The 12,599-nt window shown below is 66.3% G+C and carries 13 protein-coding genes; 9 read left to right on the forward strand and 4 right to left on the reverse strand.

What is annotated here, in order from left to right; all coding sequences use genetic code 11:
• The first annotated feature begins 82 nt into the window (after window positions 1-82).
• The 3 genes from WDC87_RS11665 (at window position 83) to WDC87_RS11675 (ending at window position 4,050) form a co-directional block, all read left to right on the forward strand.
• The gene (locus WDC87_RS11665; protein WP_252745330.1) at window positions 83-1,645 is read left to right on the forward strand and encodes a serine hydrolase; all 1,563 of its coding nucleotides are present in this window, start codon (window positions 83-85) and stop codon (window positions 1,643-1,645) included.
• Window positions 1,646-1,800: 155 nt separating this feature from the next.
• The gene (gene smrA, locus WDC87_RS11670) at window positions 1,801-3,633 is read left to right on the forward strand and encodes a multidrug efflux ABC transporter SmrA (protein WP_061480683.1); all 1,833 of its coding nucleotides are present in this window, start codon (window positions 1,801-1,803) and stop codon (window positions 3,631-3,633) included.
• 180 nt (window positions 3,634-3,813) lie between these two features.
• On the forward strand, window positions 3,814-4,050 hold the full coding sequence (locus WDC87_RS11675; RefSeq protein WP_088496928.1) for a hypothetical protein: 237 nt from the start codon (window positions 3,814-3,816) through the stop codon (window positions 4,048-4,050).
• An 84-nt stretch (window positions 4,051-4,134) separates the two neighbouring features.
• Here the strand turns inward: WDC87_RS11675 and WDC87_RS11680 are convergent, their stop codons facing one another.
• On the reverse strand, window positions 4,135-5,943 hold the full coding sequence (locus tag WDC87_RS11680) for a DUF885 domain-containing protein (protein WP_252745329.1): 1,809 nt from the start codon (window positions 5,941-5,943) through the stop codon (window positions 4,135-4,137).
• 112 nt (window positions 5,944-6,055) lie between these two features.
• On the opposite strand from WDC87_RS11680, the gene WDC87_RS11685 reads away from it, so the two are divergent.
• On the forward strand, window positions 6,056-6,412 hold the full coding sequence (locus WDC87_RS11685) for a GFA family protein (RefSeq protein WP_072166825.1): 357 nt from the start codon (window positions 6,056-6,058) through the stop codon (window positions 6,410-6,412).
• Window positions 6,409-7,221 carry a DUF4349 domain-containing protein gene (locus WDC87_RS11690; protein WP_252745328.1) on the forward strand — a complete coding sequence of 271 codons (813 nt, stop codon included), beginning with the start codon at window positions 6,409-6,411 and terminating at the stop codon, window positions 7,219-7,221. The genes WDC87_RS11685 and WDC87_RS11690 overlap by 4 nt, the downstream gene beginning before the upstream one ends.
• A gap of 31 nt (window positions 7,222-7,252) precedes the next feature.
• Here the strand turns inward: WDC87_RS11690 and WDC87_RS11695 are convergent, their stop codons facing one another.
• Both WDC87_RS11695 and WDC87_RS11700 read right to left on the reverse strand, forming a co-directional pair.
• A complete protein-coding gene (locus WDC87_RS11695; protein WP_005415831.1) occupies window positions 7,253-7,546 on the reverse strand; it encodes a hypothetical protein in 294 nt (97 codons plus the stop codon).
• Window positions 7,547-7,614: 68 nt separating this feature from the next.
• Window positions 7,615-8,559 (reverse strand): LysR substrate-binding domain-containing protein, encoded by a 945-nt coding sequence (locus tag WDC87_RS11700; RefSeq protein ID WP_088496930.1) that lies wholly within the window; start codon window positions 8,557-8,559, stop codon window positions 7,615-7,617.
• Between the two features lie 115 nt (window positions 8,560-8,674).
• On the opposite strand from WDC87_RS11700, the gene WDC87_RS11705 reads away from it, so the two are divergent.
• Both WDC87_RS11705 and WDC87_RS11710 read left to right on the forward strand, forming a co-directional pair.
• Window positions 8,675-9,547: a DMT family transporter gene (locus tag WDC87_RS11705; protein WP_252745327.1), complete on the forward strand. Its 873-nt coding sequence runs from the start codon at window positions 8,675-8,677 to the stop codon at window positions 9,545-9,547.
• Between the two features lie 273 nt (window positions 9,548-9,820).
• Entirely contained in the window at window positions 9,821-9,952 is a 132-nt protein-coding gene (locus WDC87_RS11710) for a hypothetical protein (protein WP_281268058.1), read from the forward strand.
• Window positions 9,953-10,112: 160 nt separating this feature from the next.
• Here the strand turns inward: WDC87_RS11710 and WDC87_RS11715 are convergent, their stop codons facing one another.
• Entirely contained in the window at window positions 10,113-11,015 is a 903-nt protein-coding gene (locus tag WDC87_RS11715) for a peptidylprolyl isomerase (protein WP_252745326.1), read from the reverse strand.
• A 136-nt stretch (window positions 11,016-11,151) separates the two neighbouring features.
• On the opposite strand from WDC87_RS11715, the gene WDC87_RS11720 reads away from it, so the two are divergent.
• The gene (locus WDC87_RS11720) at window positions 11,152-11,517 is read left to right on the forward strand and encodes a PadR family transcriptional regulator (RefSeq protein WP_252745325.1); all 366 of its coding nucleotides are present in this window, start codon (window positions 11,152-11,154) and stop codon (window positions 11,515-11,517) included.
• Window positions 11,514-12,503, forward strand: coding sequence for a sensor domain-containing protein (locus WDC87_RS11725; RefSeq protein WP_061480675.1), 990 nt, complete (start codon window positions 11,514-11,516; stop codon window positions 12,501-12,503). The genes WDC87_RS11720 and WDC87_RS11725 overlap by 4 nt, the downstream gene beginning before the upstream one ends.
• The last annotated feature ends 96 nt before the right edge of the window (window positions 12,504-12,599 follow it).

The raw sequence follows: 12,599 nt of genomic DNA on the forward strand, positions 1-12,599 counted from the left end.
TGCATCGGCGACCGTTACCATCCTGCGAAACCCCGGTGACGGCCTGCACATGGCCGCGACCCCTGTTCGGAGATGGTGCTCGATGAAAACCTGGATCGGAGGAGCCGTGCTGCTGGCGTGCACGACCATGGCCAATGCGGCGACCCCGCAGCAGCTGCAGGACCTGGATGCGACCGTCGAGCGCGTGCGCACGCAGTTCGACGTGCCCGGCATCGCCGTGGCCGTGGTCAAGGACGGCCAGGTGGTGCTGGAACGTGGCTGGGGCGTGCGCGAGCAGGGCAAGCCGGAACCGGTGCAGGCCGACACCCTGTTTGCCATCGCTTCCAATACCAAGGCGTTCACCGCCACCTCGCTGAACCTGCTGGCCGAGGACGGCAAGCTGAAGATGGATGACAAGGTGATCGACCACCTGCCGTCGTTCCGCATGTCCGATCCGTTCGTGACCGGGCAGATGACGATCCGCGACCTGCTGTCGCATCGCAGCGGGCTGAGCCTGGGCGCCGGTGACCTGCTGTTCTGGCCGGCTACCTCCTACAGCAACGCCGAAGTGGTGGAGCGACTGGGCAGGGTGCCGCTGAAGGGCGGCTTCCGCGAAAGCTATGCCTACGACAATATCCTGTACGCGGTCGCCCAACAGGTGATCGAGCGCGTGTCCGGCATGAGCTACCAGCAGTTCCTGCAGACGCGCATCTTCGACAAGGTGGGGATGGCCGGCACGCGCTACAACGCCGACCACCTGAAGCCAGGTGACAAGGCGGCGGTCGGTCACGCCAAGTACGATTTCAAGGACCTGCGCACCGTTGCACCGCTGACCTGGTCGAACAATGCCGGCGCCGGTGGCATCTATTCCAGCGCGCACGACATGGCGCGCTGGATGCAGGTGCAGCTGGCAGAAGGCAAGCTGGCTGACGGCACGCCGTTGTTCAGCGAGAAGAGCCAGCAGCAGATGTGGCGGATGATCACCCCGCAGTCGATCCCGGCGCCGAGCGTTCCGGAGCTGGCACCGGCGCGGGCCAACTTCGCCGGCTATGGCGAAGGCTGGAGCCTGAGCGACTACCGCGGGCAGAAGCTGGTCTGGCACACCGGTGGCTGGCCGGGCATGGTCTCGCGGTTGACCCTGGTGCCAGGCGAGAAGCTGGGCGTGGTGGTGCTGACCAACCAGGAAGTGGGTGCGGCGTTCAATGCGATCACCCTGAGCGTGCTTGACGCTTACCTGGGCGGAGAAAAGCACGATTGGGTGGACGCCTATGCCAAGGCCGTGGCCAAGGGTCAGGACAAGGCCGACGAGGCCTGGGCCAAGCACCAGAGCGCACGCGACAAGGGCAGCAGGCCATCGCTGGCGCTGGCCGGCTACACCGGCAGCTTTCGTGACCGCTGGTATGGCGACATGCAGATCAGCGCCGAAGGCAAGGGCCTGCGCCTGCGCTTTGCGAAGACCGCGCAGCTGAGCGGGCGCCTGGAGCACTGGCAGCACGACACCTTCATCGTGCGCTGGGACGACCGTTCGCTCAACGCCGATGCGTTCGTGAACTTCAGCCTGGACCCGGATGGCAAAGTGCGTGAGGTGCGCATGCAGCCGATTTCCGACCTGACCGATTTCAGTTTCGATTTCCAGGACCTGCTGTTCACCCCGGTCAAAGGATGAGGGTAGCGCCGGCCGCTGGCCGGCAACCTCATGATCCCTGGAAACGTCGCGAGGTTGCCGGCCGGCGGCCGGCACTACCGGCGCCACGGCATCGTCGGCCGGCGTACACATCCGGCGTGGGATACTCCGCCGGCTATTGATGGCGAGGGAATGCGATGTTCCGTTGGTTTGAATCCCTGATCCCGGTTTTCCCGCCCGTGGATGGGCGCATGCCACCGCGCAAGGTGCTGCCGTTCTACCTGCACTACCTGCGCCCGGTCTGGCCGGTGCTGCTGGCGACCCTGATTGCCGGTCTGCTGCTGGCGCTGGTGGAAGTGGCCATGTTCGACTACCTGGGCCGCATCGTCGACATGGTCGCCGAGCAGCCCGGTGCCGATTTCTTCAAGCGCCATGCCAATGAACTGGGCTGGATGCTGTTCATCACGGTCATCGCGCGGCCGATCCTGGTGGGCCTGCACAACCTGCTGGTCAACCAGGCGATCGTGCCCGGCCTGAGCAACCGCTCGCGCTGGCTGATGCACAACTACGTGGTTCGGCAGAGCCTGAGCTTCTTTCAGAACGACTTCGCCGGCAGTGTCGCCAACCGGGTCATGCAGACCGGTACCTCGCTGCGCGAGTCGGCGGTGCAGATGGTCGATTCGCTCTGGTATATCGTGGTCTATACCGGCACGGCGCTGTACCTGTTCGCGCAGGCGGACTGGCGGTTGATGGTGCCGCTGGTCCTGTGGCTGCTCGCCTATGCGGTGATCATGGTCTACTTCGTGCCGCGCGCGAAGGAACGGGCCTGGATTGCGTCCGAAGCGCGCTCCAAGGCGATGGGCCGTATCGTCGATGGCTACACCAACATTCCCACGCTGAAGCTGTTCGCCCATGGCGGGCGCGAGCAGGCCTACGTGGCCGAGTCGATCCAGGAGCTGGCGGTCAAGCACCGCGCGCAGACCCGGGTGACCACCGGCATGGACCTGACCATCGCCATCGTCAACGGGTTCCTGATTGCCGGTACCTGTGGGCTCGCGCTGTGGCTGTGGAATGGCGGCCACATCACCGTCGGCGCGATCACCCTGGCGACCGGCCTGGTGATCCGCATCCACAACATGTCCGGCTGGATCATGTGGACCATCAACGGCATTTTCGAGGACATCGGCACGGTGCAGGATGGCATCACCACCATCGCCCAGCCGCTGACCGTGCAGGACCGCGAGGACGCGGTGCCGCTGCAGGTGACCCGTGGTGGCGTGCAGTTCCAGGACATCCACTTCCATTACGGCAAGAAGGGCGGCGTGATCGCCGGCCTCGACCTGGTGGTGAAGCCGGGCGAGAAGATCGGCCTGGTCGGTCCTTCCGGTGCCGGCAAGTCGACCCTGGTGAACGTGCTGCTGCGCCTGTACGACCTGGAAAGCGGCCGCATCCTGATCGACGGCCAGGACATCGCCTACGTCACCCAGGAAAGCCTGCGCCAGCAGATCGGCGTGGTCACCCAGGACACTTCGCTGCTGCATCGCTCGATCCGCGACAACCTGCTGTACGGCCGCCCCGATGCGACCGAGGAGCAGCTGCGTGCTGCCGTAGCCAAGGCGCGTGCCGAGGCCTTCATCGATACGCTGGTGGACGGGCAGGGGCGCCGTGGCTACGACGCGCATGTCGGCGAGCGCGGCGTGAAGCTGTCCGGTGGCCAGCGCCAGCGCATCGCCATTGCCCGCGTGCTGCTGAAGGATGCGCCGATCCTGGTGCTGGACGAAGCGACCTCGGCACTGGACTCGGAAGTCGAAGCGGCGATCCAGGACAGCCTGGATGAGCTGATGGGCGGCAAGACGGTGATCGCAATCGCGCACCGGTTGTCGACCATCGCGCGCATGGACCGGCTGGTGGTGATGGACCAGGGCCGCATCGTCGAGACCGGCAGCCATGCCGAACTGATTGCGGCCGGTGGCCTGTACGCGCGCTTGTGGGCGCGACAGACCGGTGGTTTCGTGGCTGCGGAGCAGTGATTGCTTCAAGGCTTTTTGAACGGGGCACGGAGGCGGAGCCCAGGCAACTGCTTCGACGCATCGAGATCTGATGCGGACGTAAAGCGCCACGCTGTGGTGCAATCCGCGCGTTGCTTTTGCACAACTGACGCTAGATGTTCGGCTCGTCTTTCGTCCTCAATTCAGCGGGAGGGAGTGGAAATGAGAATCACGGATTTCCTGGTGATGGACGGTGAGGGTGACCAGATCCCTGCTGATCCGCATGGCCACCATGTGGCTTTCAACTGTTTCGAGTGCGGATATCCGGTCGTGGCTGGCTCATTGGAAAACGAGCGTGGCAGTGATGAGGATTGTCCTGCAGCGTGTCGTGGTTGTGGTGCCGAGTACTTCGTGGATCTGCGGCTGGGCTCAAAGAAAATGTACATCCATCTGCTCTGACCCGGCGGCAGCCCAAGCAGGGGCGAACAAAGAAAGCGGCCCGGGTTTCCCCGGGCCGCTCCGCTTCGTCTCACACCGTCCCGATCACTCGATCGGCTGGTCCAGCATCAGCTGGCGGGCGAAACGCACCGGCGGCGCGCCGTAGGACAGCACCTGGTCGTGGTACGCCTTCAGGTTGAACTTGTCGCCCAGCTTCTCCTGCACTGCCTTGCGGGTGTCGAAGTGTTCCTGCGCACCGACGAAGTAGGTCGGCAGCTGTGCCGACGTCAGCTGCGCGCGCACCCACTTGCCGGCCGCTTCGCTTTCCTGCTGGAACGCGTCGTGGGTCATCAGGTGCATCGCCTTTTCGCGATCCCAGTTGTCCACGTGCACGCCCTGGTCGAGGATCGCGTTGGAGATGGTGCGCAGGTAGAACTTCAGCTGCACCAGGTGGAACAGCGGATCATTGTTGAGGTAACCCTGCTCCTGCATCATGCGCTCGGTGTAGACCGCCCAGCCTTCGGCGAACAGGCCCGAACGCAGCACCGCACGCAGGGTCGAGGGGAACTTGGCCGAGTGCCAGCCTTCCAGGTAATGGCCCGGAGTACCTTCATGGATGCTCAGCAGGTGGATCATGCGCGAGTTGTACTCACGCAGGAACGAGTCGACCTGCTTCTCGCTCCAGTCGTCCGGAATCGGCGACACGGCGTAGAAGGTCTTCAGGTTCTTGTCCAGCGGGCCCGGCGAATCGCAGTAGGCCACGGCCACGCCACGCTGGAATTCCGGCATCAGGATGATGTCCACCGGCGCATCGGGCAGCGTCATCAGATCGTGCTCGCGCACGAACGCGGTGGACTGCTCCAGCGCGGCCTTGGCATCGTCAACCACCTTGTCGCGTGCCGGCTTGTCGGCGTAGGCCAGTTCCAGCGCGGCCTCGATCGCCTTCTGCTGCTGCTCGTCGGTCGGCTGGGCCGGCATCTCCGGTGCACCCGGCTTGTCCTTCAGCACGGTCTGCGCGATACCGTACATGTCCTCGCGCACGCGCTTGAGTTCGGCGCGCGCACGCTCACCGCTCTCCTGGCGAGACAGCGAGGAGCTCAGCGCGAATTTCAGCTTCTGGTCGTACTTCTCCGCACCGATGCGGAAGTCGCCCTTGGCGTTCGGCACCAGGGTCTTGTCCACCCAGGTCTGCTGCTCGTCCACGGCCTTCTTCAGGCCGTCGATGGCCGCCTGCAGGCGCTGCTGGTCGGCCTGCGGCAGTTCGCCGATGTGCGGGGTGATGAAGGTATCGACGATGCTGAGGATGCCCTTGTTCTGCTTGGCAACGGTCTCGGCATGGATCTTCGGCACGCGGGCCGGATCCAGGTTCTCGCGCGCCTGGGCGAAGATCGCCGGCAGCTTTTCCATGCGCGCGGTGGCCGCCTTCAGGCGCTCCGGCAGCGGTGCGAACTCGCGCGCCATCAGGCCGTAGATCGCGCTGCCGGCGATACCGTTGTACAGCTGCGGGTCCCACTTGCCGGACTGCAGCACTTCAGCGTTCCAGATTTCCGACTGCAGCTGGTTGCGCAGGATCGCCGCGTCCACCTGGTTCTCGCGGCCCAGCTTGGCCACTTCGATCTTGTCCAGCTCGCCCAGCAGCGCCTTGTAGGCGGCCACGGTCTTCTGCTGGCCGGCGGCGCTCAGGTCGTCCAGCTCGCTGTCGTAGCGGTGGTCACCGATCTGGGTGGCGCTGACCGGCGACAGCTGCATCCAGGTGTCCATGGCGCGCTTGGACAGATCGGCGAAGGCGGCATCGACCGCCGCGTCACCGGCCTGTTGGCTGGCGGCCGGGGTGGAAGCGTTGGTCGGGGCGTCGGCCGGCTGGCAACCGGCCAGCGCGGCGACCAGGGCGAGGGCAAGAAGATGCGGGCGCATCGGCATTCCTGTACGGGGTCAAACCCTGAGCATAGGGCCCCGTTGCTGCTTTGTCCCCGTGCCATAGGATTACCATGGGCCGATTCAAGGACCCTCCAAAGGAGCGCAGGACATGGAATACCAGGGAAGCTGCCATTGCGGCAGGATCGCATTCACCGTGCAGGCCGAGGCGCCGATCAGCGACGTCATCGACTGCAACTGTTCGATGTGCCGGCGTCGCGGCAGCCTGCTGTGGTTCGCCCCGCGTGCGGCGTTCCAGCTGGCCACCGATCCGGCTGACGTGGCCACCTACCACTTCAACAAGGCCCACATCGACCACCACCACTGCCGCGAATGCGGTATCGCGCCCTACAGCGAAGCGGTCGATCCGCGTACCGGCACACCGATGGTGGCGGTGAACGTGCGCTGCGTGCCGCAGGTCGACCTGGCGGGCCTTTCGGTGACCTCCTACGACGGAGCGGCACTGTGAGGCCGGTGCGAGCGTGGACGCGCAGGGCGGCGCTGCCGGTACTGCTGCTGGCGCTGGGCGCCTGCGCCAAGCAGGGCGACATGATGGGGGATGCGGGCGCCACGGCCGCCGAGGCTGCCATCGCGTCGCCGGAAGGCGCATTCCTGGCCTACGAACATGACGTGCAGGTGCAGCTGGAAGCGGCGCAGATAGCACCGCGCATCCAGCAGATCGCTCAGGCCTGCCAGAGCGCGAAGTTCGGCGACTGTGCAGTGTTGCAGGTCGAGCAGCACGGCGGCGAGCAGCCCAGCGGCGAGGTCAAGGTGCGCGTCGCGCCGAAGGGTACCGAGCCGCTGATCGCGATGGCTGGTGAAGGCGGCAAGCTGCAGTCGCGCAATACGCGCGCCGAGGATCTCGCGCAGGCGGTGGCCGACACGGCATTGACCAAGGCACGGCTTGAAAAGGAGCACGCCCGCCTGCTGTCCTACCAGGACCGCAAGGACCTGAAGATCGAAGACCTGATGGCGATCACCACGCGCCTGTCGGAGATCGAGGCGGGTGTCGAGCAGGCCAACAAGGATGCTGCGCAGCAGCGCCGGCGCATCGATACCCAGCTGGTGGCGATCCACTTCGACACCACCTCTGGCCAGCGCAGCCGCAGCGAGATCGGTGAGGCGCTGAGCGAGTCGGGCGGCATCCTCAGCACCAGCATCGCGTTCCTGATCCGCGCTGCGGCCGCACTGCTGCCGGTGGCGGTGCTGGCCTTGATCGCGGCCTGGGGTGTGCGGGCATGGTGGCGTCGCCGCCGCAAGCTACCGCCCAACCGCTGAGGTGAAGGCTGATGCCGGCCGTCAGCCGGCATCAGCCCTCGTCGGTCTCGTACTCGACGAACACATCCAGCTCCAGCGCCAGTTCCTGCACCGCATCGCGCACCTTCTGCGCGGTGCTTTCATTGCCGACTTCCACTTCCAACTCGTGGATGCCCGGGCCGATGTCATCGGACAGCCCGGCCGAACTGGAATCGTCGTCGTCCATATGCGGCATCAGGTCGTCGGTTTCCTCGACATGTTCGATGCCGTCCAGGCCGAGCAGCAGGTCGCTGATGGCGCGGGCGTCGTCTTCGGTTCCGGTGATGCGCAGTCGCAGCATGGCCATGGCATAGGTACGTTGTGGGTTCGCCAGCAGCCTAGCCAGCGTGAGGCAAAGAACGGGTGAGGGCGCAGTCAGGCGTGCGTCGCCGGCCGCCCGAGCAGGCTGTCCGGCAATGCCGGGACCGGCGTGCGCTCGTCCTGCGCCTGTTCCAGCAACCAGTCGATGAACAGGCGCGCGGCCGGGCTCGGCGGTTGCCCTTCTGCGTGCACCACGTGGTAGGCATAGCGTGCCTTCAATGCCGGACCGGGCAGGCGCACCACCTCGTAGCGCTGCAGGTAGGGCTGGGCGATGTGGGTGCGCGCCAGCACCGCGCCCATGCCATACACCGCCGCACGCATCGCGTCGGTGCTGTCGGCGAACGTGTGCATCGGCGGCAGGGGCGACGGTGGGCGCACACCGGCGTGGCGGAACCAGTCACGCCAGCCCTGCGGCGACAGGTCGGTCAGCAGCGGCAGGCCGGCGATGCGCGCCGGATCAACCAGTGCTTCGACCCCGGCCAGCGCCGGTGAGGCCACCGGGAACAGGAAGTCATCCATCAGGTGCTGTGCACGCAGGCCCGGCCATTGGCCCAGCCCGTAGCGGATGCCGACTTCCGGTCCGTTGTCGTCGTAGCGGTCCAGCCCGCTGCCGGTGTGCAGCTCGATGCGGATGTGTGGATAGGCCTGGGTGAAGCGTGGCAGTCGCGGCAGCAGCCAGCAGTACGAGAGCGAGCGCAGCGTGGTGATCCGCAGCGGCACGCTGTCGGCATCCGGTTGCAGGTGATGGGCCACCGCCGCGACATCGGTGAAGGCGGCGCTGGCGGCGTCGGCCAGCTGCCGGCCCTCGGCGGTCAGGCGCACGCCGCGGGCGTGGCGCAGGAACAGGCGAACTTCAAGTACTTCTTCCAGGCGGCGCACGTGGTGACTGACCGCGCTGGCGGTCAGGTGCAGCTCCTGCGCGGCCTGGGCGAAATTCTGGTGGCGTGCGGCGACCGCGAACACGGCCAGTGCGGGGAGCAGGGAAGGACGGAGCAGCATGTCGAGCCTCAAACCATATTTGTGGCTGACAGCGATACTACGCGCTTGTGCGGCGGGCGTCTGCGCCTGATCCTGTCTGCCTTGGCGAGGAACAGACGATGGACGGAGGCAGGACATGAATGCGATCCCACAGGCGGCCGAGCGCGACTGGCGCACGCCGCTGGAATTGACCCTGCTGGGCGCCATCTGGGGCTGCTCGTTCCTGTTCATGCGGGTGGCGGTGCCGTCGTTCGGCCCATTCGCGCTGGTCGAGGTGCGGCTGGCGCTGGGCGCGCTGGTGCTGCTGCCGTTCCTGTGGCGCGCCCGCGCGCAGTTCCCGCCGCGCCGCTGGCTGTGGCTGGCGCCGATCGGCCTGATCAATTCGGCGCTGCCGTTCGTGCTGTTTGCCTATGCCGCCGAGCAGGCGCCGGCTGCGATCGGTGCGATCTGCAATGCGATGACGGTGCTGTTCGCCGCGCTGATCGCGTTCCTGTTCTTCGGCGAGAAGATCGGCATGCGCCGTGCCGGGGCGCTGCTGGTCGGCTTCGCCGGCGTGGTGGTGCTGGCCACGGCCAAGGTTTCCGGCCTGAGCATCGGCACCGCAGTGCTGGCCGGTGCGGCGGCATCGCTGCTGTACGGCCTGGGCGTGAACCTGGTGAAGCGGCACATGACCGGGTTGCCGTCGGCCGCCGCCGCGGCGGCAACGCTGTCGTGCGCCTCGCTGTGGATGCTGCCGATGGCGGTCAGCCACTGGCCGCAGGCGGCGATCCCGCTGAAGGCCTGGGGCGCTGCGATCGCGCTGGGCGTGGCCTGTACCGGCTTGGCGTTCCTGATGTTCTATCGCCTGATCGGTCGTATCGGCCCGTCGCGGGCGTCGACGGTGACCTACCTGATTCCGTTGTTCGGTGCGGCGTTTGCGTGGTTGTTCCTGGGGGAGGCGGTGACGGTGCAGATGTTGATTGCGGGTGTGTTGATTCTGGGTAGCGTGGCGGTGAGTCAGAAGGGCTGAGACGTTTTTTGCACGTGGCACGTGCTGAAGGTGCTTCACTGTTCATGGGCGTTACTTTTCTTTGTACGCAAAGAAAAGTAACCAAAAGAAACGTTCCGCCGGCCGCGAGCCGGTGCTGCGCACCGGTGCCCTGCGCTCCTCCGCCCGTCGAGGGACGGCGCGGGAACTCGCTGCGCTCAGACACCCGCGCCTCTTCGCCCTCGCCGGACCTGCGGTGCTCGGCTCGCTCAAGGCGGACTGGAAGGTCAAGATCAACAGCAAGAGCATCCACGCATGGCGTGGATCTACTGGGTGCAGCTGTGGCCTTTGAACTGGGTCCGCCTTGAGCGAGCCGAGCATCGCAGGGGAATCAGGGGCGAAGAGGTGCCGATGTCTGAGCGCAGCGAGTTCGGCACCGTCCCCTGATTCACCGAGAAGCGCAGGGGACCGGCGTGCGAAGCACGGCGGCTCGCGACCCGGCGGCGCGTTTCTTTTGGTTACTTTTCTTTTCGCGCGAAAAGAAAAGTGACGCCCATGAACAATGAAGCCCCTTCAGCACGCGCCTCGCGCAGAATCCGCGACGGCGTTACTTCACCGGCACCGGAATATTGCAGAGATCGATATGCCCCGCCGGGCGCTTGTAGAAATCATCCACGCGATTGCGTCGCGCCTCCACCGTATCGGCAAAGGTCTTCGAGTCGGTACGCAGTACCTGGATCGGCGTGCGCTCGGCCGCCGGCACATCGCTGGCGCGGCGGATCGACATGATCGGCGTACGCAGCTTCGGGTCGGTGTAGAAGCCCATCGGCGCCGGTCCGCGCGGCGTTGCGCTGAGCAGCTCCATGCCCTTCAGCACGCGACCAACCAGCGTGATGTTGCGGTCGAGCTGGCGCGGTGACTGCCCGGTCACCACGTACAGTTCGGCGCCGATGCTGCTGTCTTCCTCGTTGCTGCGGCCGGCACCGAGCATGCCGTAGCAGTGCGCCAGCCAGGTCTTGCCGGCCTGCGGGTCCTGGCCGACCGGGAAGCCGTCGACGAATCCGGTCTGCGCGGCCCAGCCATCGCGATCCGGCAGCACGTTGACCTTCAGGCCGGCGCTGGCGCGTTCGAACTCGGCCGGCAGCTTGCGCGCGGCGCTGCCGAACGGCCTGGCCTTGGCCGCGTCATCGGCGTCGGCATCGCCGAACTGCACCACGAAGTTGTCCTGCGAGCGGTAGATGCTGGCGCCGTCCCAGAAATGCTCGTGGGCGAAGGTCTGGATGTTGGCGACATGGCGCGGGGCGAACTGCGGTGCCAGCTCGATGATCACCCGCCCGGCCGGCAGGTCCATGTACAGCAGGTTGGCCGGGTCGGGGGTGCGCCAGTCGCTGGCGGCCGAAGCGTCCAGGATCTGCTGCGGGCTGCGGTAGGGCGTGGCCGCGCTGGCCACGGCGGGCAGCAGGAAGGCGAGGGCGAGGGCGGTCAGGGCAAGGCGACGACGGTGCGGCATGGAAACCCCGGAACATGAACGAGGCTTCGATTCTGCGCGAGCAATTCGGTCACGCCAACCGGCAGAGTGACTAACGACACATTCGCTATACCGAACTTCGCACTACTGTGGACTTCAACGTAGTGGAGGGCCGGCCATGTCCGAGGACGATGTCCACCTGAAGAAGTTCCAGAAGGAGCTCAGCGTCGGAACGGTGTCGCTGGCCCTGCTGGCGGTGCTGGCCCGGGCCGGGGAGCCGCTGTACGGCTACCTCATTGCCAAGGAGCTGGAGCGGGTGGGCGAGGGCGTGCTGAGCGGCAAGCAGAGCGCGCTGTACCCGGTACTGCGCAACCTGGAGGGCGCCGGCCTGCTGGAAAGCCATGTGGAGCCGTCCAGCAGCGGGCCGCCGCGACGCTACTACCGCATCAATGAACGTGGCCGCGAGGTGCTGGCGCAGTGGCGCCAAGCGTGGCAGGCCACCCGTGATTCCGTCGATTCCGTGTTGGAGGGGGTACCGCAATGAACGACCCGAGCCTGGCAGGCCGTGCCCTGCCCACCACCATTCCGCAGTACCTGGCGCAGCTGCGCGCGGCGCTGGAGGGCGCCGATCCGGCGATGGTGCAGGACGCGCTGTACGACGCCGAGGAATACCTGCGTTCGGAGCTGGCAGCACAGCCCGGCCGCAGCGAGGCCGAGGTGATCGCCGATGTTGCCGGCAGCTATGGCGCGCCGGACGAAGTGGCCGACATCTACCGCGAGACCGAAGTGACGGTGAACCGCGCGCTGCGTACGCCGCGTGCGGATACCGCGCCGGTACTGCGTGCCGCCGCCGAAGCCAGCGGCGTCGAACCGGCTGCGCCGCCGCCGGCGCCAGTGCAACGCTCACTGCTGGCGCGCTTCTTCGGCGTGGTGGCCGATCCGCATACCTATGGCGCGCTGTTCTACATGCTGCTGTCGCTGGCCACCGGCATCTTCTTCTTCACCTGGGTGGTGACCGGCCTGTCGCTCTCGCTCGGCCTGTTGATCCTGATCGTCGGGATTCCGCTGACCGTGCTGTTCTTCGGCTCGGTGCGCGGGCTGGCGCTGCTGGAAGGGCGGCTGGTGGAAGCATTGCTGGGCGAGCGCATGCCGCGCCGTCCGCGCTACACCGACCGTAGCCGCACGTGGCTGCAGCGCATCGGCGACATGTTCACCGATGGCCGTACCTGGCTGACCCTGCTGTACTTCGTGCTGATGCTGCCGTTGGGCGTGGTCTACTTCACCATCGCGGTGACGCTGCTGTCGCTGTCACTGGGGTTCATCTGGGCGCCGGTGGCCGCGCTGTTCAGCGGTGACATTCCGGGTGTCTACGTCGATGGCGTGAACGTGCTGCCGATGGCCGCCTCGCCGCTGGTGGGCATCGTGATCGCAGCCGTGGGCGTGCTGCTGCTGCTGTTGACGATGCACCTGGCACGGGGCATCGGCAAGCTGCACGGGCTGATTGCCAAGAACCTGCTGGTGCGGTTGTAACAGGCCAGGGGTCGGATCCCTGTTCGCAGAACAGGGCTCTGACCCCGGATCCCATCATGCTGGGTCAGAGCTCTTTCCGTTGGAAAGGGATCCGAC

The sequence above is a fragment of the Stenotrophomonas maltophilia group sp. Smal12 genome (genome assembly GCF_037079935.1).
Classification (GTDB): Bacteria; Pseudomonadota; Gammaproteobacteria; order Xanthomonadales; family Xanthomonadaceae; genus Stenotrophomonas; species Stenotrophomonas sepilia.